Origin of the sequence: Pseudomonas sp., assembly GCF_035277045.1 — a bacterium.
Taxonomy (GTDB): Bacteria; Pseudomonadota; Gammaproteobacteria; order Pseudomonadales; family Pseudomonadaceae; genus Aquipseudomonas.
Genome location: NZ_DATELE010000204.1, coordinates 1 through 24,084, shown reverse-complemented (window position 1 = coordinate 24,084; position 24,084 = coordinate 1). Strand labels below are relative to the sequence as shown.

19 protein-coding genes are annotated in these 24,084 nt (G+C 65.7%); 10 read left to right on the top strand and 9 right to left on the bottom strand.

The features are described 5' to 3' along the window. The first annotated feature begins 131 nt into the window (after positions 1-131). The 5 genes from VJS90_RS11455 to VJS90_RS11435 all read left to right on the top strand — a co-directional run bounded on the left by VJS90_RS11455 (position 132) and on the right by VJS90_RS11435 (position 7,996). Positions 132-1,292, top strand: coding sequence for an efflux RND transporter periplasmic adaptor subunit (locus tag VJS90_RS11455; RefSeq protein WP_324121768.1), 1,161 nt, complete (start codon positions 132-134; stop codon positions 1,290-1,292). Continuing rightward, on the top strand, positions 1,289-4,378 hold the full coding sequence (locus VJS90_RS11450; RefSeq protein ID WP_324121767.1) for a multidrug efflux RND transporter permease subunit: 3,090 nt from the start codon (positions 1,289-1,291) through the stop codon (positions 4,376-4,378). The genes VJS90_RS11455 and VJS90_RS11450 overlap by 4 nt, the downstream gene beginning before the upstream one ends. A gap of 210 nt (positions 4,379-4,588) precedes the next feature. Continuing rightward, positions 4,589-4,813: a hypothetical protein gene (locus VJS90_RS11445; RefSeq protein ID WP_324121766.1), complete on the top strand. Its 225-nt coding sequence runs from the start codon at positions 4,589-4,591 to the stop codon at positions 4,811-4,813. 205 nt (positions 4,814-5,018) lie between these two features. Then, the gene (locus tag VJS90_RS11440) at positions 5,019-6,350 is read left to right on the top strand and encodes an OprD family porin (RefSeq protein ID WP_324121765.1); all 1,332 of its coding nucleotides are present in this window, start codon (positions 5,019-5,021) and stop codon (positions 6,348-6,350) included. A gap of 146 nt (positions 6,351-6,496) precedes the next feature. Beyond that, the gene (locus tag VJS90_RS11435; RefSeq protein WP_324121764.1) at positions 6,497-7,996 is read left to right on the top strand and encodes a sensor domain-containing diguanylate cyclase; all 1,500 of its coding nucleotides are present in this window, start codon (positions 6,497-6,499) and stop codon (positions 7,994-7,996) included. Here the strand turns inward: VJS90_RS11435 and VJS90_RS11430 are convergent. Then, on the bottom strand, positions 7,993-8,469 hold the full coding sequence (locus VJS90_RS11430) for a PA2169 family four-helix-bundle protein (RefSeq protein ID WP_324121763.1): 477 nt from the start codon (positions 8,467-8,469) through the stop codon (positions 7,993-7,995). The two genes, VJS90_RS11435 and VJS90_RS11430, sit on opposite strands and share 4 nt — an antisense overlap. 203 nt (positions 8,470-8,672) lie before the next feature. Here VJS90_RS11430 and VJS90_RS11425 point away from each other — a divergent pair, with 203 nt between their 5' ends. Continuing rightward, positions 8,673-8,894, top strand: coding sequence for a DUF3820 family protein (locus VJS90_RS11425; protein WP_324121762.1), 222 nt, complete (start codon positions 8,673-8,675; stop codon positions 8,892-8,894). Between the two features lie 133 nt (positions 8,895-9,027). Here the strand turns inward: VJS90_RS11425 and VJS90_RS11420 are convergent, their stop codons facing one another. From VJS90_RS11420 to ptsP, 3 genes are read right to left on the bottom strand one after another with little or no spacing between them, the layout of a single operon-like run. Beyond that, positions 9,028-10,764 (bottom strand): PTS fructose-like transporter subunit IIB, encoded by a 1,737-nt coding sequence (locus VJS90_RS11420; protein WP_324121761.1) that lies wholly within the window; start codon positions 10,762-10,764, stop codon positions 9,028-9,030. Next, positions 10,761-11,708 carry a 1-phosphofructokinase gene (pfkB, locus tag VJS90_RS11415; RefSeq protein WP_324121760.1) on the bottom strand — a complete coding sequence of 316 codons (948 nt, stop codon included), beginning with the start codon at positions 11,706-11,708 and terminating at the stop codon, positions 10,761-10,763. The genes VJS90_RS11420 and pfkB overlap by 4 nt, the downstream gene beginning before the upstream one ends. Further along, a complete protein-coding gene (gene ptsP, locus VJS90_RS11410) occupies positions 11,708-14,566 on the bottom strand; it encodes a phosphoenolpyruvate--protein phosphotransferase (protein WP_324121759.1) in 2,859 nt (952 codons plus the stop codon). Before ptsP ends, pfkB begins: the two co-directional genes overlap by 1 nt. Before the next feature lie 285 nt (positions 14,567-14,851). On the opposite strand from ptsP, the gene cra reads away from it, so the two are divergent. Next, the gene (cra, locus tag VJS90_RS11405; protein WP_324121758.1) at positions 14,852-15,841 is read left to right on the top strand and encodes a catabolite repressor/activator; all 990 of its coding nucleotides are present in this window, start codon (positions 14,852-14,854) and stop codon (positions 15,839-15,841) included. Positions 15,842-15,850: 9 nt separating this feature from the next. Then, positions 15,851-16,627 carry a TatD family hydrolase gene (locus VJS90_RS11400; RefSeq protein ID WP_324121757.1) on the top strand — a complete coding sequence of 259 codons (777 nt, stop codon included), beginning with the start codon at positions 15,851-15,853 and terminating at the stop codon, positions 16,625-16,627. An 18-nt stretch (positions 16,628-16,645) separates the two neighbouring features. Here the strand turns inward: VJS90_RS11400 and ampE are convergent, their stop codons facing one another. The 3 genes from ampE to VJS90_RS11385 all read right to left on the bottom strand — a co-directional run bounded on the left by ampE (position 16,646) and on the right by VJS90_RS11385 (position 20,289). Continuing rightward, a complete protein-coding gene (gene ampE / locus VJS90_RS11395) occupies positions 16,646-17,476 on the bottom strand; it encodes a regulatory signaling modulator protein AmpE (RefSeq protein ID WP_324121756.1) in 831 nt (276 codons plus the stop codon). After that, positions 17,473-18,039, bottom strand: coding sequence for a 1,6-anhydro-N-acetylmuramyl-L-alanine amidase AmpD (ampD, locus tag VJS90_RS11390; RefSeq protein WP_324121755.1), 567 nt, complete (start codon positions 18,037-18,039; stop codon positions 17,473-17,475). Before ampD ends, ampE begins: the two co-directional genes overlap by 4 nt. A 78-nt stretch (positions 18,040-18,117) precedes the next feature. After that, complete coding sequence (locus VJS90_RS11385; RefSeq protein WP_324121754.1) at positions 18,118-20,289, bottom strand: DUF1631 domain-containing protein; 2,172 nt, start codon at positions 20,287-20,289, stop codon at positions 18,118-18,120. Between the two features lie 243 nt (positions 20,290-20,532). On the opposite strand from VJS90_RS11385, the gene nadC reads away from it, so the two are divergent. Then, positions 20,533-21,381: a carboxylating nicotinate-nucleotide diphosphorylase gene (nadC, locus tag VJS90_RS11380; RefSeq protein WP_324121753.1), complete on the top strand. Its 849-nt coding sequence runs from the start codon at positions 20,533-20,535 to the stop codon at positions 21,379-21,381. A 76-nt stretch (positions 21,382-21,457) separates the two neighbouring features. Here nadC and trxB read toward each other — a convergent pair whose 3' ends face one another. Further along, positions 21,458-22,420: a thioredoxin-disulfide reductase gene (gene trxB / locus VJS90_RS11375; RefSeq protein ID WP_324121752.1), complete on the bottom strand. Its 963-nt coding sequence runs from the start codon at positions 22,418-22,420 to the stop codon at positions 21,458-21,460. Between the two features lie 131 nt (positions 22,421-22,551). Continuing rightward, a complete protein-coding gene (locus tag VJS90_RS11370) occupies positions 22,552-23,151 on the bottom strand; it encodes a peroxiredoxin (RefSeq protein ID WP_324121751.1) in 600 nt (199 codons plus the stop codon). A gap of 267 nt (positions 23,152-23,418) precedes the next feature. Here VJS90_RS11370 and cysZ point away from each other — a divergent pair. Continuing rightward, the coding region (cysZ, locus tag VJS90_RS11365) for a sulfate transporter CysZ (RefSeq protein ID WP_324121750.1) at positions 23,419-24,084 on the top strand (666 nt) is incomplete at its 3' end.

The window sequence follows — 24,084 nt, the reverse complement described above, 5'->3', positions numbered from 1 at the left end:
CAGGACGGTTGCTCCTGCGGATTCAGCCAAACTGACACGCCTGTCAGCCAGCCGTCACCCTGCTGACCTGATCCAGACGCTATAAGCTAGACCCAGAATCCCCCTTCACCTTGACTAGGTGCCCGACCTGCATGCGACGTTCGTCCCGCTTTGTTCTTCCGGCCGTGCTTGCCGTCATCGGGCTTGCGCTGGTGCTCTGGCTGACCACGCGCCCGGCCGCCCCGACCGCCAGTGCCCGGCCAGGCGTACCTGTGCGGGTGGTCAGTGTCGCTGAGCGGGACGTGCCCCGTTTCACCACCGCCATCGGCTCGGTGCTGTCGTTGCACAGCGTCGAGATTCGCCCGCAGGTCGAGGGGGTGCTGACCCAGGTGCTGGTCAAGGAAGGCCAGTGGGTCAAGACCGGCGACCTGCTGGCGACCCTCGACGACCGGGCCATCCGCGCCAGCCTGGAACAGGCGCGCGCGCAACTGGGCCAGAGCCAGGCGCAACTGCAGGTCGCAGGCGTCGACCTCAAGCGCTACAAGCTGCTCAGCACCGACAATGGCGTCTCGCGCCAGACACTGGACCAGCAGCAAGCGTTGTACAACCAGCTGCAAGCCACGGTGAAGGGCAACCAGGCCGCCATCGCCAATGCCCAGGTGCAGCTGTCGTACACGCAGATCCGCTCTCCGGTCACGGGCCGGGTCGGTATCCGCAATGTCGACGAGGGCAACTTTCTGCGGGTCGCCGATACCCAGGGCTTGTTCAGCGTTACCCAGATCGACCCGATCGCGGTCGAGTTCGCCTTGCCGCAGCAGATGCTGCCAACCCTGCAGGGCTTGCTCAGGGCACCGGTGCCTGCCGTGGTGCAGGCCTACCTGGACGCCGACGGCCAGAGCACCTTGCTCGCCGAGGGCCACCTGACGCTGATCGACAACCAGGTCTCGGCCACCACCGGCACCGTGCGGGTCAAGGCCGAATTCGCCAACGCCCAGGCGCGTCTGTGGCCTGGCCAGCTGGTCACCGTCAGGCTGCGCACGGCGGTGGACAACAATGCCTTGGTAGTCCCGCCGCCGGTGGTGCAGCGCGGCATCGACGGGCACTTCGTCTACCGCCTGGACGGCGACACGGTCACCAGCATCCCGGTCAAGGTGCTGCACCAGGACAGCGGTCTGAGCATCATCGCCGGCGTCAAGGCCGGCGACCGGCTGATCCTTGACGGCCAGTCGCGGCTCAGGCCGGGCGCGCGGGTCGAAGTGACCCCCGACGCACCGCCGGGCACCGATGTGGCCGAGCACGGGAGCCAGCCATGACCGGGCGCAACGGCGTTTCGGCCTGGTGCATCGATCACCCGGTGGCGACGGTGCTGCTGACCTTCGCCATGCTGCTGCTCGGTGCCGTGGCCTTCTCGCGCCTGCCGGTGGCGCCGCTGCCCGAGGCCGACTTCCCGACCATCCAGGTGACCGCGCAATTGCCCGGGGCCAGCCCGGAAACCATGGCGTCCTCGGTGGCCACGCCCCTTGAAGTGCAGTTCAGCGCCATCCCCGGCATGACCCAGATGACCAGCAGCAGTGCGCTGGGCTCGACCAACCTGATCCTGCAGTTCACCCTCGACAAGAGCATCGACACCGCCGCCCAGGAGGTTCAGGCGGCGATCAACACGGCCACCGCCCGCCTGCCCCAGGACCTCCCCAACCCGCCCACCTGGCGCAAGGTCAACCCGGCCGACAGCCCGGTGCTGGTGATGACCGTGAGCTCCGCGCAGATGCCCGGCAACGAGCTCAGCGACTACGCCGAAACCCTGCTCGCACGCCAGCTCAGCCAGATCGACGGGGTCGGCCTGATCAACATCACCGGCCAGCAGCGTCCGGCGATTCGTGTCCAGGCCCAGCCCGAAAAGCTCGCCGCCATCGGCCTGACCCTGGCCGACGTGCGCCAGGCCATCCAGCAGACCAGCCTGAACCTGGCCAAGGGCGCGCTGTATGGCGAGCACAGCGTCTCGACCATCGCCGCCAACGACCAGCTGTTTCACCCCGAGGACTACGCGCGGCTGATCGTCTCGTACCGCGATGGCGCGCCCGTGCACCTGCAGGACGTCGCCACCGTGGTCAACGGCGCCGAGAATGCCTACGTCAAGGCCTGGTCCGGCACGCAACCGGGGTTGAACCTGGTGGTGTTCCGCCAGCCCGGCGCGAATATCGTCGACACCGTCGACCGGGTGATGGAGGCCCTGCCGCGCTTGCAGGAAATGCTGCCCGCCTCGGTCGAGGTGTCGGTGCTCAACGACCGCACCCAGACCATCCGCGCCTCGTTGCACGAGGTGGAGCTGACGCTGATGATCGCCGTGGCGCTGGTGATCGGCGTGATGGCGCTGTTCCTGCGCCAGTGGTCGGCGACGCTCATCGTCTCCAGCGTGCTCGGCGTGTCGCTGATCGCCAGCTGCGCGCTGATGTATGTGTTCGGCTTCAGCCTGAACAACCTGACCCTGGTGGCGATCGTAATCGCCGTGGGCTTCGTGGTCGACGACGCCATCGTCGTGGTCGAGAACATCCACCGTCACCTGGAAGCCGGCGATGACAGCCGCACCGCGGCGATCAAGGGGGCAGGCGAGATCGGCTTCACCGTGGTGTCGATCAGCTTCTCGCTGATCGCCGCGTTCATCCCGCTGCTGTTCATGGGCGGCGTGGTCGGGCGACTGTTCAAGGAGTTCGCCCTCACCGCCACCTTCACCATCCTGATCTCGGTGGTGGTATCGCTGACCCTGGCGCCGACCCTGTGCGCGCTGTTCATGCGCAAGGCGCCGGCCGAGCAGCACGGCGGTTTCGGACAACGCCTGGTGCGGGGCTACGAACGGATGCTCGACCGCGCCCTGGCTCACCAGCGACTTACCCTGGGTATATTCGGGGTGACCCTGGCGCTGGCCGTGGCCGGCTACGTGGCCATTCCCAAAGGTTTCTTCCCGCTGCAGGACACCGGTTTCATCCTCGGCACCAGCGAGGGCGCCGCGGATATCTCGTACCCCTCGATGATCGAAAAGCACCAGGCCTTGGCCAGGATCATCGAGGCAGACCCTGCGGTGCGCGCGTTTTCCCACGCGGTGGGCGTCACCGGCAGCAACCAGACCATCGCCAACGGCCGCTTCTGGATCGCGCTCAAGCCGCAAGGCGAGCGCGACGTCAGCGCCAGCGAGCTGATCGACCGCCTGCGGTCCAAGCTCGCCCAGGTGCCCGGCGTGGTGCTGTACCTGCGCGCCGGCCAGGACATCAACCTCAGCTCCGGCCCCAGCCGCACCCAGTACCAATACGTGCTCAAGAGCAACGACGGCGCGGCGCTCAACCTGTGGACCCAGCGCCTGACCGAACGCCTGCGCGAAAACCCGGCCCTGCGCGACCTGTCCAACGACCTGCAACTGGGCGCCAGCGTCACACGCATCGACATCGACCGGCAGGCCGCGGCTCGCTTCGGCCTGACCACCACCGACGTCGACCAGGCCCTGTACGACGCCTTCGGCCAGCGCCAGATCAGCGAGTTCCAGACCGAAACCAATCAGTACAAGGTGATTCTCGAGCTCGACGCCCACCAGCGTGGCAAGGCCGAAAGCCTGAACCTCTTCTACCTGCGCTCGCCCCTGAGCGGGGAGATGGTGCCGCTGTCGGCGCTGGCGACGGTCGCGCCGCCCAGCACCGGCCCCTTGTCGATCAGCCATGATGGCCTGTTCCCGGCCGCCAACCTGTCGTTCAACCTGGCGCCCGGCGTGGCCCTGGGCGACGCGGTGCAGATACTCGACCGCACCCAGCGCGAGCTGGGCATGCCGGACTCGATCGCCGGCAACTTCCAGGGCGCCGCCCAGGCATTCCAGAGTTCGCTGTCGAGCCAGCCGTGGCTGATCCTTGCCGCGCTGGTGGCGGTGTACATCATCCTTGGCGTGCTCTACGAAAGTTTCGTGCACCCGCTGACCATCATCTCCACCCTGCCCTCCGCCGGCCTCGGCGCGCTGGCGCTGCTGTGGCTGATGGGTCAGGACTTCAGCATCATGGGCCTGATCGGCGTGGTACTGCTGATCGGTATCGTCAAGAAAAACGGCATCCTGCTTATCGATTTCGCCCTTGATGCCCAGCGCCGCCTGGGCCTGACGCCGGAGCAGGCGATCCACCAGGCGTGCCTGACGCGCTTTCGCCCGATCATCATGACCACCCTGGCGGCGTTGCTGGGCGCGGTGCCCTTAATGTTCGGCTTTGGCGCCGGTGCCGAGCTGCGTCAGCCACTGGGCATCGCCGTGGTCGGCGGGCTGCTGGTGAGCCAGGCGCTGACGCTGTTCACCACGCCGGTCATATACTTGGCGCTGGAGCGTCTGTTCCATCGCCGCAAGGCCCGCGCCGCCGCGCCGGCCGCCAGCTGAGTGCTCAGCGAGGGCGGCGCCAACACCTTCGGCATTCGCTTGCCGAGCTGTCAATTACGCGGGTTTGCGACAAAAGCCTGAGCGATCCCTGCCTGATTGTTACTTTTTGCGCAACAGTGCTTATCCATCAAGGCGCTGTTTCGGCGCGTCATTGAGGACTAATTTAGCCGGGTCTTAATTAGCACTTGCCCCGCAAGAAGGTAGTTTCAAATGTCCAACAGTATGGGTGTTGCCAGCGTATTCGTCCTGTCGTCCCTGTTGTTGTCGCCCTTGGCCATGGCGGAAGAATCGCCGGCCTTTGTTGCCCGTAATGCCCAACTCTCCGCTGTTCATCAAGAGGCCCGCGACGCCTATGCCGCGCAGCACTCCGAAGCGGCAAAAGATGTACGCCAGACAGCTTCCCAGGCAGCCGACAATGACGCTTCCGACAGTTGACCGGTGCCTTGCCATAGCAACCTGTTCCCTCGACCCGCGCATGGTCGCGTCGTGCGACGATGTGTTAGTCTTTTGAAGCCGCTGCCAATCAGCGGCTTTTTTTTATGCATTTGAAACACCCGCCAGGCGGGTGCGCTGTTTAATAAAAAGTACCTGTCCGGACAATAATAACTGTCACGACGTCAGACCAAAGGAGCTAGTACCGGTGTCCACTGCTTTGCGCTTTACCCCGTTGTTCGTTGCACTGGCTGCAACGATGCCCGTCACCGCCCAGGCCGAGGCCGAGACCGCCGAAGGTTTCATCGAAGGTTCGTCCCTGAACCTCAACGCTCGCAACTACTACCTCAACCGCAACCAGCGCGACCGCGGCAATGCTGATGCCCGCGAATGGGGTCAGGGCTTCATCGCCAAGTTCTCGTCAGGCTACACGCCAGGCGTCGTAGGCTTCGGCATCGACGCCCACGCCATGCTCGGCCTGAAGCTCGATGGCGGTGGCGGTCACGCGGGCACCAGCATTCTGCCGGTGAGCTTTGACGAGAACGGCGACCGCGACAAGGCGCCAGGTTCGTTCTCCACCGCGGGTGCCGCGATCAAGCTCAAGGCGTTCGACACCGAGCTCAAGGCCGGCGACCTGTTCCTCAGCAACCCGGTGATCGCCGGCGGCGAGTCGCGCATGCTGCCGCAGACCTTCCGCGGCGTGAGCCTGACCAACAACAGCATCGACGGGCTGATGCTCGAAGCCGGCCAGGCCAGCTTCACCAAGCCTTACAACCAGAGCGGCCACCGGCGCATAGACACCTTCTATGGCAGCCTGCCCGAGGGCAGCAAGAGCCGGCACCTGAACTGGGCCGGCGGCGTGTGGAACGCGAGCCCGAGCATCGTCACCAGCCTGTATGCGTCCGAGCTCGAGGATATCTGGAACCAGTACTACTTCGACTTCAGCTACACCCACGTGGTCAACGAGCAGTTGAGCCTGACCCCCGCGCTGCACTTCTATCACACCCAGGACACCGGCCAGGCGCTGCTGGGCAAGATCGACAACAACACCTACAGCTTCTCGCTCACCGCCAATGCCGGTTACCACAGCGTCAGCGCCGCCTACCAGCGGGTCAACGGCAACACGCCGTTCGACTACATCAACCAGGGCGACAGCGTATTCCTGGACAACTCGCGCATGTACTCGGACTTCAACGGTCCCAACGAGCGTTCCTGGAAGCTGGAATACGGTTATGACTTCGCCGGTTTCGGCGTGCCCGGCCTGACCAGCAGCCTCTCGTATTCGCGCGGCGAGATGGACATGACCAAGCCGGACCCAGCCAGCAGCGGCTATGCCGGCTGGTATAACGCCGACGGCAAGAATGCTCGCCACTGGGAGCGCGACGTGAACGTGCAATATGTGGTTCAGGAAGGCGACTTCAAGGACCTATCGCTACAACTGCGCTGGGCCACCCATCGAGTTGGCCAGGGTTACTCGGCGATGGACAACAACGTCGACGAGTACCGGGTAATCGTCGATTACCCCCTCAACGTGTTCTGACCAACGTAGCCTCGATGGACCGGCGCCACGCCGGTTCATTGGTCGGATGAAGGCGCCAGGAGTTGTCCGACAATTGCCTGGCGCCTAGAATGAGGCCCGCCGCATGGCCATACCCTTACGATTCGAGGGCTTTTGCAGTAGCGAGCATGACGCCGCCCACCCGATCCAAGCGATCCATCCTTCACAAGCATCCGGAACTGTTCCTCAACCTGGGCAGTTGCCTGGCCGTGCTCGCGATCGTGGCGATCGTCAGCTACCTGCTGATGCGCGAACGTGACAGCGTCGAACAGGCCGCGACGCGATCTTCTAGCAACATCGTCCAGCTGATCGAAAGCGACATCGTGCGCAACGTCGAACTCTACGATCAGTCCCTGCGCGGATTGATCTGGGCCGTGCAGCAACCGCAGTTGCTCCAGGTCCCTCCCCAGCTGCGCCAGCAGATTCTCTTCAACCAGGCCTTCAGCGCGCCGGTGCGTGGGGACATCCTCTGGCTCGATGCCCAAGGCAATGTGGTTGGCGACTCCACCAGCGTCGTGCCGCGCCAGGCCAATTTCGCCGACACCGAACCCTTCCAGCTGCACCGCCGTGATCCTCGGCTGGGGCTGCTGATCAGTCCGCCGTTCAAGGCGCGTCTGGGCGAGCTGGACTGGTGCATCAGCTTCAGCCGCAGCATCCTCGGCCCTGACGGGCAATTTGCCGGCCTCGCGGCCGGGGCGTTGCGCCTGTCGTATTTCAGCGAACTGTTCCAGCGGCTGGACATTGGCGCCGAGAGCAGCATCAACCTGTTCAATACCGATGGGCAGCTGCTGGCACGCCAGCCGACCCGCGCGCAGGATCCGCTGATTGGCGCGAACCTCAGCCAGCGGCCCAACTTCAAGCGCTTCCTCAGCGAGAAGAGCGGCAGCTTCATCGGCACCTCCGCGGTCAATGGCACCCAGCGCATCTATACCTTTGCCCACGTGGCGGACCTGCCGCTGATGGTGCTGGTGGTGCATGCCGCCGACGAGGTATTTGCTTCATGGCGACGCACCGCGGTGGTGGTCAGCGCGGCCACCGGCGTGTTGTGCATCGGCATCCTCTGGCTCAGCCTGCTGCTGGGCCGCGAGCTGCGCCGCCGCCAGGCCGCCGAGCTGAGTCTGGCGACGCTGGCGGCGACCGACAGCCTGACCGGGCTCGCCAACCGTCGTCGCCTGGATGAGGTACTGGGCCAGGAATGGGCGCGCAGCCAGCGCAGCCGCACGCCCTTGGCGGTGCTGATGGTGGATGTGGATCACTTCAAGGCATTCAACCAGCGTCACGGGCATGCCGGAGGGGACAGCGCACTGCGTGAAGTGGCAAAGGCCATCGATGCGCGGATTCGACGTCCTGCAGACCTGGCGGCGCGGTACGGGGGCGAGGAGTTTCAGGTAGTGTTGCCGGAGACGGAGCTTGCGGGGGCGCTGCAGCTGGCGGAACACATACGGGCGGGGGTCGAGGGCCTGCCGCCGTTTGCCGGTGACACCCGGCCTGTGACCGTGAGCATCGGCATCGGGGTTTACACCCCCGACACCCAGCAGGATCTGGCGAGCGTGCTGGGTGCCGCGGATGAAGCGCTCTACCGGGCGAAGGCCAAGGGCCGTAACCGGGTAGAGGCTACGACCGCTTAGGAGCGGGCGCGAGCGGCGTCACGCAGGGCTTTGACCTGGTCGTGGTTGCGCTGCACACCTTGCAGTTGTTTTTCGACCAGGGTGTAGGCCGAATCGGTGGCGCTCAATTGATGCTTGGCGAGTTTCTCGCGCGCTTCCTTGTACGCCTTGAGGGCGTAATCTTCGCCGCGTTCCACTTCGTTGAGCACGGCGGTTTCGTCCTTGCCGGTCAGCAGCGACTTGAAGTTCACCCAGCCACGGTGCAGGTCGCCCGTCACGCTGGTGGAGGTTTCCGGATCGCCGCCCAGGCGACGCACCTCAGCCTGGAGCTCTGATGCGGCGGTCTCGCATTCCGCGGCGCGGGTGGCGAAGAAAGTCTTGAGCTGGGTGTTCTTGACGTCGTCCGCCGACTCACGGAAACCCTTGGCGCCATCCTTGCTGTACTCGATCAGGTCGTTCAGGACATCGATCACGTCTTTGTTCGGGTTGCTCATGGCAAATCTCCTTGTTGCACAGGTGGAAGTCCTGATTAACGGAGCAGCCTTCGTGCCAGCCTTTGATTAAAAATAATTTCCTTTTTAATCATGCACTTATGAAAGTTTGAACCTCTTGATTCACTGCGTTCTGCATGAACTGTCCTTTGGCCTTCGTGCAGATTGCAGTATGGTCACCGGTTTGAAACATTCAGGCAGGCCCCATGAAGCCGGAACATCTTGAACTGCTGGTCACCCGGCAGATGCCCTATGGCAAGTACCAAGGTCGGCTGATCGCCGATCTGCCCGGCGACTATCTGGGATGGTTCGCGCGCAAGGGGTTCCCCGCGGGGGAAATCGGCGCGCTGCTGGCGCTGATGCACGAGATCGATCACAACGGGCTTGGGGAGTTGCTGGCGCCGTTGCGGCGCAAGCATTGGGGGTAGGACTCAACATTGGTGTCGGCCCCTTCGCTGGACAAGCCAGCTCCCACAGGTACAGCGGTGGCAGCAAGATCTACGCTGTACCTGTGGGAGCTGGCTTGTCCAGCGAAAGGGCCGACACCGTATTACAGGCCTGTCACCCCTGAACCGGCGCCACCGCCAGCTCCACCTGCTCATTACGCTTGAGCAGCGCATACACCACCGCCGTCACCAGGCTGCCCGCCGCGATCGCCAGCAAGTACAACAGCGCGTGATTGATGGCATTGGGCACCAGCAACACAAACAGCCCGCCATGGGGCGCTACCAGCTTGCAGCCGAAATACATCGACAGCGCGCCGGTCAGCGCGCCACCGACGACACTGGCGGGAATCACCCGCAACGGGTCCTTGGCGGCAAACGGGATGGCGCCCTCAGAGATGAAGCACATGCCCAGCACCAGCGCTGCCTTGCCCGCTTCGCGCTCGCTCTGGGCAAATTTGCGCCGGGCGATGAAGGTGGCAATGCCCAGGCCGATCGGCGGCACCATGCCCGCGGCCATGGTCGCGGCCATCGGCGCAAAGCTCGAGGACGACAGCAAGCCTACCGAAAACGCGTACGACGCCTTGTTGATCGGCCCGCCCAGGTCGACGCACATCATGCCGCCCAACAGCAGCCCAAGCAGGATGGCGTTGGTGGTGCCCATGCTGTCGAGGAAGCGGGTCAGGCCATCAAGCATGGCGGCGACAGGCTGGCCGACCACGAAGATCATCACCAGCCCGGTGAACAGGCTGGCCAGTAGCGGAATGATCAGGATCGGCTTGAGCGCCTCGAGGCTGGTGGGCAAGCGCACCCAGCGGCTGATGGCCTTGGCGCAATAGCCGGCCAGGAAACCCGCCACGATGCCACCGATGAAGCCCGCGCCCAAAATCGTCGCGAGCATGCCGCCGATCATCCCTGGCGCAAGGCCGGGGCGGTCGGCGATCGACCAGGCGATGTAGCCCGCCAGCAACGGCACCATGAGCTGGAACGCAGCTTCAGCACCAATCTGCCGCAAGGCCGCGGGCAAGCTGCCGGCCTCCTTGTAGGCATCGATGCCGAAGACGTAGGACAACGCGATCAGCAGCCCTCCGGCCACCACCATCGGCAGCATGAACGACACGCCGGTCAGCAGGTGCTTGTACACCCCTGCCTTCTCGCCGCTGCTCGCGGCACTGGCATCGGCGGTGCCGGTGCCTTCCACCTTGCCCTCGGCCAGCGCCTTGGTCAGGGTGGCCTGGGCCTGCTTGAGGGCGATACCGGTGCCGCACCGGTAGATCCGCTTGCCGGCGAAGCGCGCGGTAGGCACTTCGATGTCGGCTGCCAGCAACACCACGTCGGCCTCGGCAATCGCCTGGGCGGACAACGGATTGCGCGCACCGACCGAGCCTTGGGTTTCCACCGTCAGCTGGTGACCCATCTGCTGCGCGGCTTGCTGCAGCGCCTCGGCAGCCATGAAGGTATGCGCCACCCCCGTAGGGCAGGCAGTGACCGCGACGATCTTGCGTACACCCGTGGCCGCTTCAGGCTCGGCGCTGGGTGCGGCCTCAAGCAGCTCCGCCTGCTCGGCAGCGGTTTCAAGAAAGCCTTCGCGATCAGCCAGCGCCTGGGCCGGCGTGCTCTGGTAGACCCGCTTGCCGACGAAGCGCGACAAGTCCACGGGACCGGTCCTGACCACCAGCACCCAGTCGGCCGCGTCGATCTCGGCGGCTGTCAGGCGGCGTTCCGGATGCTCGGGATCCTGCACTTCCACGCAGGTGGCCCAACCGCGCTGTTGCGCCGCCGCGGCCAGCAGGCGTGCGCTGAGCACGCTCGACACCTGGCCGTTCGGGCAGGCAGTGATAATGGCAATGTTCATCGGCAAGCCTCTTGTTCTTCTGTCAGTCGCACCGCAGCCTCGAGCTGGGCCAGGTGCCCGATGTCGCGAATACCAAAACCGATCTGGGTGACCGCCTGGGCGGCGATCGCGGTGGCCCTGCGCAGGGTTCGCGCGGGCGGTTCAGCCTGCAACAGGCCGTGGACCATCCCTGCCACCAGCGAATCCCCTGCCCCGACCGTGCTGGCGACGCGTACCTGCGGCGGCTGCGCGTGCAGCATCCGGCCAGCAGCGAACCAGCTCACGCCCTGCTCGCCCTGGGACACCACCACGTGCTCGATGCCAGTGCCGAGCAGGCGCTCGGCGGCAGCGCGCTGTTCGGCGCGGCCCTCGACCGGCTGGCCGAGCACGTCGGCCAGCTCCTCGGTGTTTGGCTTGACCAGCCACGGCGCGGCCTCAAGCCCCGCGCGCAGCGCCTCGCCGCTGCTGTCCAAGGCAACTTTCAGACCCTGGGACTTGAGTTGCAGCAGCAGCTGGCGCAACCACTGCGGGGTGATCCCGCGCGGCAGGCTACCGGCCACGACCACAGCATCATGGCCGCTGGCGATCTGCGCAAGCAGGCGCAGCAGGTCGTCCTGGGCCGTCTCGTCGATCACCGGGCCTTGGCCATTGATATCGGTGACCTGGCCGTCACGCTCGACCAGCTTGATGTTGCTGCGGGTCTCGCCGGCCACGCGAACGAAGCAGTCGGCAAACCCGCGCGCCTCGATCAGCGCCTCGAAAGGCTGCAGGTTGTCGCGGCCGAGAAAGCCGCTGACCGTGACGCTGTGGCCAAGGTCCGCCAGCACCTGGGCCACATTCAGCCCCTTGCCGGCGGCATGGCTGTGCTGCGCCTGGCTGCGGTTGACGTGCCCGGCGCGCAGCACGTCGAGGCTCACGGTAACGTCCAGCGCCGGGTTCAGGGTGAGGGTAAGTATCTTGGCCATCAGTTGTTCTCCACCAGCGTCCGGACCGCTTCGGCGCTGTCTTGCAGCAAGGCTTCGCGCGCCAGGGCACGGGCCTGTTGTTGATCGGTTTCGCGCACCAGCGCCTTGACCTCGGCGATGCTGCGGGCCGACACGCTGAGCTCATCCACATCCAGGCCAAGCAGCACGGCCACCGCCTGGGGATCGGCCGCCAGCTCACCGCACACGCCCACCCACTTGCCTTCGGCGTGGGCGGCGCGCACGGTCATGTCGATCAGTTGCAGCACCGCCGGGTGCAGACCATCCGCCTGGGCGCTGAGGCTCGGGTGGCCGCGGTCGATGGCCAGGGTGTACTGGGTCAGGTCGTTGGTGCCGATGCTGAAGAAGTCGACTTCGCGTGCCAGCCGAGGCGCCAGCAAGGCGGCCGAGGGCACCTCGACCATGATTCCCAGTTGCAGGTCGCTTACCGGAATTTCCTTGCGCAGGCGCTCGACCATGGCCCGCGCCTCACGCCATTCGTGCACCTGGCCGACCATCGGGAACATGATGCGCAGGGGCCGGTCGTCCGCGGCCAGCAGCAAGGCGCGCAACTGGTCCTCCATGACCTGCGGGCGCTGCAAGGTCAGGCGCACGCCGCGCACGCCCAGGAAAGGGTTTTCCTCGGTGGCGATCGGCCAATACGGCAGCGGCTTGTCGCCACCCACATCCAGGGTACGCACCACCAAGGGCCGGCCGTCGAGGCCATCAAGCACGCGGCGATACTCGGCTTCCTGGGTCGCGACATCCGGCGCCTGGGGATGGGCCATGAAAATCAGCTCCGTGCGCAGCAGGCCGACGCCTTCCGCGCCCTGATCGACGACCTTTGCAATGCCGGTGCTTTCGCCGATGTTGGCGAACACTTCCACGGCATGCCCGTCGCGGGTCACGGCCGGTTCCAGGCGATGAGTCCAGGCCGCCTGCAAGCGCTGCTCGCGCTTGTCACGTTCGGCCAGGGCACGCTGGATATCCTGCTCGGCCGGCGCCACGCTCAGGTGGCCACGCTGGCCATCGAGCAGCAACGGAGTGCCCGGCTCAAGCAGCAGCACGCCTTCGCCCAGGCCCACCACGGCGGGAATACCCAGCGCGCGGGCGACGATGGCGCTGTGCGCGGTCGCGCCACCATGGGCGGTGACGATGCCGGCGACACGGGACGGGTCCAGGCGCGCGACGTCGGACGGACCGACTTCGGCCATCACCAGCACGTAGGGCTCCTGCGGCGCCGCGTGCTCCTCGATGCCGCACAGTTGCGCCAGCACCCGGCGGCCGATGTCACGCAGGTCGGCGGCGCGCTCGGCCAGCAAGGTGTCGTTGAGCGACTCCTGCTGGCGCGCGGCGGCCTCGATCACGGCCATCCACGCCGCCGCGGCGCTTTCGCCCTGACGCAGACGCTGTTCGACGTCATCGGTCAGGGCCGGGTCGGCGAGCATCTCCTGATGGGTCACGAAAATTTCGCCGATGGCCTTGTCGCTGCGCTGCACCAGCAGCTGCAATTCGCTGATCACCACCGCCAGCGCCTGGCTCAGTTGCGCGCGTTCATGCTGCAGCGACTCGCCGCGCAGGGGGTAATCGATCTTGCGCTCGGCCTGGACATGCGCAGGCCCGCAGACAATGCCCGGCGACGCCGCCACGCCCTGGAGCCGGCTACCGGCAATAGGCGCCTCGAGCCTGACCTCCGGCACCGACACCTCAGGCGCCGGCTCGGGGGTGGCAGACAGCGGTTCGACTTCCTCGCCCAGCCCCTGCTCGATGGCCGCCAGCAGTACCGGCAAGGCATCGGCGGCAATGGCCGGCTCGGCGATCAGTTCCAGCACCTGGCCGCGGCGCGCGCCCAGGCTGAGCAGCTTGCTCAGGCTCTTTACCGACACCGCCGGCTGGGCGCTGTCCACCAGCCGCAGGCGGATCTCCCCCTCGAATCCCTTGGCCAGTTGCGCCAGCTCCTTGGCCGGGCGGGCATGCAAGCCATGTGGATTGGCCAGGGTCACGCGCGCGCTCGGCCAGTCGGCCGGCACCTCGCCACCCAGTACTTCAAGCACCGTGCGGCTGCTGGTGGCCTGGTAGAGCATCTGCCCACGGCCTTCGATCAGCACTTCGCACAGGCGCTCGAGCAATGCCTGGTGGGCCGCGCCGAGGCTGGCCAGGCAGAACAGGCCGTTCAACGGCTGGTCGCGGTAGCGCAAGGGTTGCTGAGGGGTCACGAACGCCAGGCCCGGCTGGCGCACCTGGCGCTCGCTGTTCAGCCACCACAGGCCTTCGCCCAGCGGCAGCGGCTCGGCCTGTTGCAACACGGCGGCGAAGCCACTGTCGACGCAATCGGCGCGCTGCAACAGCCGCGCACCGCGCCAGGCCAGCTCGTCGAAGTCGTCGGCGGCGACGGCCAGACCGACCAGCTGGGCATCCAGCGCCAAGGCCTGGGGAGCGCCTTGCAGCAGCTTGAGCAGTGCTTCGGCCGATGTCGCCCGGCGCAACGCCTCGGCAAGGTCGGTCTCGCCCAAGGCCCGGGTCAGCAGCTGCAGCAAACGCAGGTGCTCGTCGGAGCGGGCGGCGATGCCAATGGCCAGGTAGACGATCTGCCCGTCACCCCAGTCCACGCCCTGCGGGAACTGCAGCAGGCGCACGCCGGTGGCGAACACCAGGTCACGGGTCTGCGGGGTGCCGTGGGGAATGGCGATGCCCTGGCCGAGGAAGGTCGAACCTTGCGCCTCGCGGGCCTGCAGGCCTTCGAGGTAGCCCTCCGCGACCAGTCCATCGGCGACCAGGCGATCGGCCAGCAGGCGCAGCGCTTCGGCTTTGTCTGCGGCGACCTGGTCCATGGCTATCTGCTCCTTGGCGAGCTCGAGCATGACCTTCTCCTTTACAGTACGTATACGATACTGAGGTATTGTTGTGGACATTCCACAAGGGATCCGACTATTGGACCCTTGCCGCAGGCGATTGATCTGGCAGTATAAAAACGCCGGCTGAAACGATTAATCAGGATAAGCGGGCACGGTACTCGATAATCTTCCTCCGAAAAAGCCCCATCCTGTCGGACAATGGCGACAATGGTCGCCTGTGTCGCACGGGCCGAATCGGAGACACTCACAGGCGAGCCCTGAAGCAGCCCCGGCAATAACAAGGAAAACTCGGTGAAACTCAGCGATATCGCACGTCTGGCCGGTGTGTCAGTCACCACCGCCAGCTACGTCATCAATGGCAAGGCCGAACAGCAACGCATCAGTAATAGCACTGTCGAGCGCGTGCGCGCGGTGGTCCAGGCCCACGGGTTCACGCCCAATCCGCAGGCCGCGGGCCTGCGCAGCCGCTACACCCGCACCTTGGGATTCATCCTGCCCGACCTCGAAAACCCCAGCTATGCACGGGTCGCCAAGCAACTGGAGCAAGGCGCCCGCGCGCGTGGTTACCAGCTGCTGATCGCCAGCAGCGACGACCAGCCTGAAAGCGAGCGTCAGCTGCAGCAACTGTTCAAGGCACGCCGCTGTGACGCGTTGTTCGTGGCCAGCTGCCTGCCCGCAGGCGATGACAGTTACCAGGAAATGCAGGAGAAAGGCCTGCCGGTGATCGCCATCGACCGCCAGCTCGACCCCCTGCACTTCTGCTCGGTGATCAGCGATGATCACGCCGCCAGCCTGCAGCTGGCCAGGAGCCTGCTTGCCACCGGGCCCGAGCGTATCGCCCTGATCGGCGCACGCCCCGAGCTTGGCGTCAGCCAGTCACGCGCCAGCGGCTTCGACGAGGCGCTGCACGACTTTGCCGGACAGGTGAGCCGTTACCAGGGCGAAACGTTCAGCCGCGACTGCGGACGACGCCTGATGCAGCAGCTGATCGAGGAGCTCGGCGGGCTGCCAGATGCTCTGGTGACGACCTCCTACGTCCTGCTGCAAGGCGTGTTCGATGCCCTGCAAGCCCGCCCGGCCGACGCGCGCAGCCTGCAGCTGGGCACCTTTGGCGACAACCAGCTGCTGGACTTCCTGCCTCTGCCAGTCAACGCGATGGCCCAGCAGCACGGCCTGATCGCCGCCACCGCCCTGGAGCTGGCCTTGGCCGCCATCGAAGACAAGCGCTACGAGCCTGGCGTGCATGCCATTGCCCGCACCTTCAAGCAACGCATCGGCTAGGGCCTGGACATGCGGTTGATCGACACCCACACCCATCTGGACTTCGAGGACTTCGACGCCGACCGCGCGCGGCTGCTGGATAACGCCAGCGCGCGCGGGGTCGAGCGCCTGGTGGTGCTGGGCGTCCACCAGGACAACTGGCAGCGCATCCATGACCTGGTGCGCGGTGACCAACGCCTGCACGCCGCCTATGGCCTGCATCCGGTGTACCTCGACCAGCACCGGCCCGAGCATCTGCCGCACCTGCGCCAGTGGCTGGAGCGCCTGCACGGTGACCGGCAGCTGTGCGCGGTTGGCGAATTCGGCCTGGATTACTACCTGCCCGAGCTCGACAAGCAGCGCCAGCAGGACCTGTTCGAGGCGCAGCTGCAACTGGCGGTGGACTTCGAGCTGCCGGCGCTGCTGCACGTGCGCCGCAGCCACGCCCAGGTGATCGCCACGCTCAAGCGCTACAGGCCAGGGCGCGCCGGCATCATCCACGCTTTCGCGGGCAGCTACGAAGAGGCGCGCGAGTACATCAGGCTTGGCTTCAGGCTTGGGCTGGGCGGCGCGGCTACCTGGCCCCAGGCACTGCGCCTGCGCAAGACCGTGGCACGCCTGCCGCTGGAAAGCCTGGTGCTGGAAACCGACGCCCCGGACATGGCCCCGGCGATGTTCCCCGGCCAGCGCAACAGCCCCGAGCACCTGCCCGCGATCGCCAGCGCCCTCGCCGGGCTGATCGGGGTCACACCCGATGCGCTGGCCGAGGCGACCACCCGCAATGCCTGCGAGGTGTTCGGCTGGTAGGCAGGGCGCCGGGCCGGTTCAGGCGAGGACCGTCCACAGGGCAAAGGCGGCGTACCACAGCACTGCGCAACGCAGCAGCAGTTCCCAGAGGCTGTCCAGGGTAGCCAGGCCCTGAGGGCCGGCGTCCCCCGGAGGTACGTCGTCGGCCACGCGCCCGACCTTGGCCACCAGCACCGCGGCGCGGGTGTGCCAGTCCAGCAGCTCGACCAGCATCAGCCGTATCACCGACATGAAGTTGCCGACCAGGGCAAAGCTCAACGCCAGCACGCGAACCGGCACCCAGTCCATGACGTGGCGCAGCTGCTCGGCGCGGGCCTTGAGCGCCGCTTGCTGGCCATGGGTGGCGCTCAGGTCGAGCAGGCGATAGGCCAGCGCTGCCGCAGGGCCGAGCACGAAGTACCAGAAAATGACCGCGAAGAAGCTCTGGTAGGCCTGCCACAGCAGGTGGCCCTGGACCCGTTCCAGCAGGCCCTCCGGGCTGTCGGCGGCCAGCCCCAGGTCGCGCTCGGCGACATGCAGCGCGCCTTGCTGATCACCCCGCCGCCAGGCATCGCGAAACGGCCCGAGGGCCGCCTTGGTGTCGCCGCGGCCCAGGCTGTAGATCAGCACCAGCAGGTGCACCGGCAGCGCCAGCAGGCCGTAGGCCACCGGCTCCAGCACGTGCAACAGCAGCGCCAGCAAGGCCACCGGCGCCAGTACCAGGATGACCAGGGTCCACCAGGGATGGACCTTGCCGCTGCGCCCAAGACGCGCCAGCTCGCCGAAAAAGAAACCGTCCCGTTGCAGCCGGTGACGCAAGCCCGAGAATTTCTCGACCCATAGCACCAGTACCAACACCAGAAAACTCATGCATTGTCCTCGAAGTCTTGCAGGGAAGCCCGGTAGCGCTGCCAGTCGAACGCAGGTCCCGGGTCAGTCTTGCGACCGGGGGCGATATCGCTGTGGCCGCGGATGCGCCGGGCATCGATGGCCGGCCAGGCCGCCTGTATCTGGCGGGTCAGCTGCTCGAGCGCCGCGTATTGGGCATGGGTATACGGTAGCTCGTCGGTGCCTTCAAGCTCGATGCCGATCGAGAAATCATTGCAGCCCTCGCGTCCATCGAAGCGCGACACCCCGGCATGCCAGGCGCGGTCCAGGCACGAGACAAACTGCGTGACCGCCCCGTCGCGCTCGACGAACAGATGCGCCGATACCGTCAGGTGCACGATGCCCTGGAAATAGGGATGCTCGTCGGGGTCCAGGGCGTTGCGGAAAAACGCCTGCACCTTGCCGGTGCCAAAGCAGGCGGGCGGCAGGCTGATGTTGTGGATCACCAGCAGGGAGATCCCCTCGCCCTCGGGACGGGCGTTGAAATTCGGTGACGGGCAGTGGGTGACACCAGCGAACCAGCCTGTTTCGCGGTTCAGTTGCATGGGCAGATCCTGACACGGGTGGGACGATGCTCCAGTATGCCCGGGGGCCGTGACGGTTGCATGCGGGATTCCCGTGTATCAGGGCGCCAACTGGCCCCGCAAGCGCTCGATGACGGCATGCAGCGCGCGGTCGAACAGCAGGCCATCGTCGAGCGGCCGTACATCCTCGCGGCGCAGCGCCATCAGCAGGCCGGTGCGGTTCCAGTCGCGGACCTTCACCCCGTGACGGTTGGCAAAGACAAAGCGATCGCTGCTGGCAATCCAGGCGATCAGCTTGCAGCGCAACGGCGTGCCCTCGGTGCGTACCTCGACCCAGCTGCCAACGCGCAGCCGCTGCAACTGGCGCAACTGTGGGTGATGCTCGTCCAGTTGCAGCAACGGGGCGCAGGCAGGCTCTTCGCCAACGGCCAGGACGATCTCGTCCTGCACCAGGATGTCCCTGAGCACGTCGTCCTGGGCGGACACACCGGTGTCATGGGTGGAGCAGGCGCGCAGGTGCAACTGCGCAAGACCGGCGAAGAAATCACGCGTGGCATTCGAGTCCAGGGCAATCGACGCCAGCCCTTCGCGCAATGCCTTTAGCAGGCTCGGCACTTGCTCGAGCAGCTCCTGGCGCGCCAACGCTTCGCGGTGAGGCGCGACGCTGGCCAGCAGCGCGTCCATGGTAAGCAGCCCCTGAGCCCAGGCCTTGGAGCGTTCACCATGCTTGAGACACGCCAGCATCAGCACCTGGCTCCAGGCCTGTACCAGGATCTGCACGACGATATTCGGCAGCACGCGGCCATGCAGACGCTGGTTGAGGACCTCTTGCACGCGCTGGCGGACCAGCAGGGTCCGCGCACGGCCTTCTTCGGCATCGCGGGTACGCTGCTCAAGCAGGTCGTTGCGCCGGCGCTCGTCGCTGCTGTAGCTGAGGAACTCCGCCAGCAGGTCGCTGAACAGGCGGGTATCCTCGGTGAAGTCGTTGAGCAGGCGCAGCACGACCCGCTCGATCCGCAGGTACAGGCTGTCGCGCTGCGGGTCGCCAGTGCCTTCCCAGCCCATCGCGGCCAGGGCGATCTCGTTGAGCAGCCGGCGCGCCGGGTGACTGGCCCGGGTGAACAGCGTGGCATCCAGCAAGGCGACCTTGAGGTAGGGGATCTGCAGGCGGGCGATCATCTGCCGCACCGTTGCCGGCACGTTGCTGTCGTCGAGGATGAAGTCGAACAGCATGCCGACCAGATTGATCAGGTCCTCGTCAGCCGCGTCGATCTGCCGCCGGCTGCCGCTGCGCACGCCGATCCGCAGCAGCATCTGTTCCAGCTGCTGCCCAGGCACGACATCATCGCCCTCGCCCACCGGCGGGACGAAGTGCTGCAGGTGCGACAGCAGGCGCAGCAGGTTGCCGGTCGAAACGGGCGTCGCCGGCCCAGTGCCTTGCAACAGCGGGGCGACGCCTGCCCGGGCAGAGGCCAGCAAGGGTTGCAGGGACGCGACAAACGCCTGCCCGGCGCTGCTTTCGTGCAACTCTTCATCTTCGGACTGGTTGGCCGGGTCTCGCGGGGCAACCCGCTGACGGTCGTCGGCGCGGCGGCGCGGCGCGGGCTTGAGCTCAGGCAGTACACCGGCCACCGCCAGCAGTTGATTGGCTTCGCCGTAGACCAGGTCGACATCGCGCAATACATAGCGCTCGAACAGCTTGAGCAGGATCAGCTTGACCTTGAACCCGACCCCGAGGTTTCGCCCGGCCTGCAGGAAGTACCTGCACAGCCTCGCGGGCGCCAACGGATTGCAGTGTTCGTCCACAGGCTGGGTAGCGAGGCTCTGGAAACGCAGGCTCAGTTGCTGGAGCACGAAGCGGTCGCGCGCCAAGACCCGCTCGACCATGCCCAGGATGGCCACGGCCCGCTCCTGCTCTTCCTTGCCGTGGCCTGGTGCGTCGGGTAGTTGCGCCAATGGGTCGAGGCGACCGATCCCGGAGAAGGCATCATGCAGGCCATCGATGAACTCGCGCTCGATGCTCTTGCGCTTGAGGCGCACATCGCGCATGGCTTCGAAGAACAGGTGCTGCTCGAGCGGGCCCAACGCCTTGTCGGCCATCTCGAAGAGCGTATCGTCGGCATTGTCGAACAGTGCCTGCAGGCACTGGCGCAGCTGTAGCGCCGCCTTGTCGCGCACTTGCAGCAGGAGAACGGGCAGGCAAGACAAAGGGGGGCGCAAACCTCTGAGGTTGGCCGCTGCCAGGGTCACCACATTGCCTTCCTTGTGCATCCCAACCTCCTTGCTGGGCTATTGTCGCCCTGGACAGCGAACCGTCAACACTATGACGCCCCAGGCGAGGCGCGATTATCAGACAAGTCGGGTGTGCCGCCAAGCCCCACCGTTTGCCTGCGCTGATAGACAGCCGAACCCACGAAAATGCTCAAACCGCCTGACCAAAGGTCATTCACCACCGTGCTGTACAGCGCCAGCCCCTGCCCTATAATCGGCGGCATCTAGCTTGTGGAGTCCACCATGCCGAACCTACGCCTCGCCGACCTGACCGCCGAAATCGAAGCCAACGTGCGCCGCGCGCTGCTGGAAGACATCGGCAGTGGCGACATCACCGCCCAGCTGATTCCGGCCGAGCGCCTGGCCAAGGCCACCATCATCACCCGCGAGGATTGCGTGATCAGCGGCACGGCCTGGGTCGATGCGGTGTTCCGCCAGCTCGATCCGCGGGTGGCGGTGCACTGGCAGGTGGTCGATGGTGATCATGCCAAGGCCAACCAGGCGTTGTTCCACCTCGAAGGCCCCGCCCGGTCGCTGCTCAGTGGCGAGCGCGCGGCGCTGAACTTCCTGCAGCTGTTCTCGGGCGTCGCCACTCGCGCGCACGCGCTCGCCGAGCTGGTTGCCGGCACCCAGGTGCGCTTGCTCGACACCCGCAAGACCCTGCCAGGGCTGCGCCTGGGGCAGAAATACGCCGTGACCTGTGGCGGTTGCGACAACCATCGGATCGGCCTGTACGACGCCTTCCTGATCAAGGAAAACCACATCGCGGCCAGTGGCGGGATTGCCGAGGCGATCACCGCGGCGCGGCGCATCGCGCCGGGCAAGCCGGTCGAGGTCGAGGTCGAAAGCCTTGAAGAATTGCGCGAGGCCCTGGACGCCGGTGCCGACATCGTCATGCTCGACGAGCTCGATCTCGACGAGATGCGCGAAGCCGTGCGCATCAACGCCGGCAAGGCGAAGCTTGAGGCCAGCGGAGGGGTCAACGAAAGCACCTTGCGAGTGATTGCCGAGACGGGCGTGGACTACATCTCGATCGGTGCGATGACCAAGGATGTGAAGGCGGTGGACTTGTCGATGCGCTTGAGTCTCTGAAGTCACGCGCCTGGAGCGCAAGCGCAAAAAAACCGGCCTGATGGCCGGTTTTTTCATGCAGCTCGCTGGCGAACCGTCAGAACGACACGTTCTGCAGCCCGTCCAGGTACCGCTCGACATCCAGCGCGGCCATGCAGCCCGCACCGGCCGAGGTGATGGCCTGGCGGTACACGTGGTCCGCCACGTCGCCCGCGGCGAACACGCCGTCGACGTTGGTGGCGGTAGCGTTGCCTTCACGGCCGCCCTGCACGACCAGGTAGCCGTCCTTGAGGGTCAGCTGGCCTTCGAACAGGGAGGTGTTCGGGGTGTGGCCGATGGCGATGAACACGCCGTCCACCTTGATCTCGTCGGTGCTGCCGTCGTTGTTCTTCAGGCGGGCACCGGTCACGCCCATGTTGTCACCCAGCACTTCGTCCAGGGTCGCATTGAGCTTGAGCTCGATTTTGCCTTCGGCGACACGGGCATGCAGCTTGTCGATCAGGATCTTCTCGGCGCGGAAGGTATCGCGGCGATGCACCAAGGTCACCTTGCTGGCGATGTTGGCCAGGTACAGCGCTTCTTCCACGGCGGTGTTGCCGCCACCGACCACGGCGACCGGCTTGTTGCGGTAGAAGAACCCGTCGCAGGTCGCGCAGGCCGAAACGCCCTTGCCCATGAAGGTTTCTTCCGATGGCAGGCCCAGGTAGCGGGCGCTGGCGCCGGTCGCGATGATCAGCGCGTCGCAGGTGTAGGTGCCGCTGTCACCCTTGAGGGTGTAGGGCTTGCTTGCCAGGTCGACGGCGTTGATATGGTCGAAGACGATCTCGGTCTCGAAGCGCTCGGCGTGTTCCTGCATGCGCTGCATCAGTGCCGGGCCGGTCAGGCCATGGGGGTCGCCCGGCCAGTTGTCGACTTCGGTGGTGGTGGTCAGCTGGCCGCCGGCCTGCATGCCGGTGATCAGCAGCGGCTTGAGGTTGGCGCGGGCGGCGTAGACCGCGGCGCTGTAACCGGCAGGGCCGGAACCGAGAATGATGACTCGCGAATGACGTGCTTCAGACATGATGGGCTCCTGTCGGGCTGGCGCGGTTCGGCCAGCCTCGGGGCGCCGGCTCGGCCGGCGGGAATAAAAAAGAACCTGCGCAGCACTTGGGGAAGGCTGTGGGTCGCAGGTCCTGAAAACGGGACCTTGCCTTACAGGCTGCTGGCGTTTTCCGCCAGGTAGTCGGCAACACCCTTGGCGTCGGCCTTCATGCCTTTCTGGCCCTTGCGCCAGCCAGCCGGGCAGACTTCACCGTGGGCTTCGGTGAACTGCAGGGCTTCGACCAGGCGAACCATCTCGTCGACTTCACGGCCCAGCGGCAGGTTGTTGACCACCTGGTGCTGAACCACGCCTTGCTGGTCGATCAGGAACGAGGCACGCAGTGCCACGCCCGCCTCGTGCTCGATGCCATAGGCACGAGTGATCTCGTGCTTGACGTCAGCGACCATGGTGAACTCGACTTCGCCGATGCCACCCTTCTCGACCGGCGTGCTGCGCCAGGCATGGTGGGTGAACTGCGAGTCGATCGACACGCCGACCACTTCGACGCCCAGCTCGCGGAACTTGTCCATGCGATTGTTGTGGGCAATGATTTCCGAAGGGCAGACAAACGTGAAGTCCAGCGGCCAGAAGAACAGCACGACATATTTGCCGCGCAAGGACGAGAGCGTGAAGCTGTCGACGATCGAGCCGTCGCCCAGCACCGCGGCTGCGTCGAAATCAGGGGCTTGCTTGTTGACCAGAATGCTCATGGAAACTCCTTGAAGTCAGGATCCGAAGGCGTTGAAAAGTTGTGCGCACTTTAGCGAGGTGGCAGAGATTAGGGAAATATCCTTCGACAATCCACCTTATAGACCGGGTCTATTCGTTGGCGTCCGGGTTCGGTCGCCGACTATTGGATGGACGGCGCTGCCCTTCCCAGCTTTTGTTACAGGTCGTTTCCCGCGCATCAGCTGGCTATCGCCAGGCCGTCAAACTCGGTAAGGTCGGCGCGTTTTCCCTTATTCCGGAGCTCCCCGATGCAAGCCCCCGTCCTCTCTGGCCCACAGTACCTGCGCGAAGGGTTGAAGCTGGTCCTGAGCCCAGGCCTGCGCCTGTTCGTGCTGCTGCCGCTGCTGATCAATCTGGTCCTGTTCGTCGGCCTTGTGTATTTCGCCGGCCACCAGTTCAGCCTGTGGGTGGACACCCTGATGCCCGCCCTGCCGCAGTGGCTGGGTTTCCTGACCTACATTCTCTGGCCGCTGTTCGTGGTGCTGGTGGCGCTGATGATATTTTTCAGCTTTACCCTGGTGGCCAACATCATTGCCGCGCCCTTCAACGGGTTCCTGGCCGAAAAGGTCGAGGTCGTGTTGCGCGGGCAGGACAATTTTCCGCCCTTCAGCTGGGGTGAGCTGACGGCCATGGTGCCGCGCACCCTGGGCCGCGAGATGCGCAAGCTGGGCTACTTCCTGCCGCGGGCGATCGCGTTGTTCGTCCTTTCGCTGATCCCGGTGGTGAACATCGTCGCCGCGCCATTGTGGCTGCTGTTCGGCGTCTGGATGATGGCCATCCAGTACATCGACTACCCGGCGGACAACAACAAGATGAGCTGGCAGGACATGCTCGCCTGGCTGCGCCAGAAGCGCTGGCAATCGCTGGGCTTCGGCGGCATCACCTACCTGGCGCTGATGGTGCCCTTCGTCAAC